At 66.1% G+C, this 1358-nt stretch carries 1 protein-coding gene; it reads left to right on the forward strand.

Annotation, left to right across the window (positions count from 1 at the left end):
* Nucleotides 1–244: 244 nt before the first annotated feature.
* Nucleotides 245–1339, forward strand: coding sequence for an IS110 family RNA-guided transposase (locus tag ACN8HC_RS19715; RefSeq protein WP_490076542.1), 1095 nt, complete (start codon nt 245–247; stop codon nt 1337–1339).
* Nucleotides 1340–1358 lie beyond the last annotated feature (19 nt).

The following is a 1358-nucleotide window of genomic DNA, read 5'->3' on the forward strand; positions in this document are numbered from 1 at the left end:
CTCGATACGCATAGATGATGATCGTGTGCTGGGCAAGGGTGACTCTTCGATACGCCGACGTCCCTGGTGTTGTGGGGCTGTCTTCCAGGAGATCGGTCCTCTTGCCCAGCATGCGCGTGCCGGCCGGGCGGGATATGACCTGATAGGAGCGTGGCCGTACCGGGCCTCGTCTATGTGCTGTCTACCCGGCGCCAGCCGGCACGCATCCGTCCACCCGTACCAAGCAAGAGAACGGATGCATCTGATGGTAGAAGATCGACCCGGAATCATCGGCGGCGTTGATACCCACCGCGACACCCACACCGTCGCAGCTATCGATGAACGCGGCCAGGAACTAGGGCACGCGACCTTCCCGGTGACCACTGACGGATACGCCCAGTTGTGGGCGTGGCTGACCGCGCTCGGACACGTCGTAGCCGTTGGCGTGGAGGGCACCAGCTCCTACGGTGCCGCCCTGGCCCGGCACCTGCTCAGTGCGGACGCCCGGGTGATCGAGGTCAACCGCCCCGACCGCGGGACCCGCCGCCGCGTAGGTAAGTCCGACCCGATCGACGCGCTCATGGCAGCCCGCGCCGTGCTGGCCGGGACGGCTACCACCGCCCCCAAGGACACGACCGGCATGATCGAAGCGATCGCCGTACTGCGCTCAGGACGCAGCAGCGCGATGAAATCCCGTACCGCCACTATCAACTCGCTACGCGCACACGTACTGACCGCACCGGCGGACCTGCGTGCTCAACTACAAAACCTGCCCACCGCCGAGCTGGTCACCACCTGCGCGCGGTTACGCCCCGACCCCACGCGCCTGCACCAAGCCGACCAAGCCGTGAAGACCACGCTGCGCCGACTCGCTCGCCGCTACCAAGCACTCGACACCGAGATCGACGACATCGACGCCGACCTAGCCCCACTGGTCGCCCGGGCATGTCCGCAACTACTGCACCAACCCGGCATCGGACTGCAAACCGCAGCCCAGTTCCTGGTCACCGCCGGCGGCAACCCCGACCGGTTACGGTCCGACGCCTCGTTCGCCGCCCTCTGCGGGGCCTCACCGATCCCAGCATCCTCCGGACGCACCAACCGGCACCGCCTCAACCGTGGCGGCGACAGACAAGGCAACCACGCCCTGCACCAAGTGATCATCAACCGGATGTCACACCACCAGCCAACACGCGACTACATCGCCCGCCGCACCGCCGACGGACTGTCCAAACGCGACGCGATCCGCTGCCTGAAACGCTACCTCGCACGCCACATCCAGCACCTCATCCGCGACGCCCTCACCGAATCTGTCACCCTGCCAGTCCCGGCCGAACAACCACTCCAAAACGCCGCTTGACAGATATAGGAGCATCTCC

The organism is Flexivirga sp. YIM B11880 (assembly GCF_058148645.1).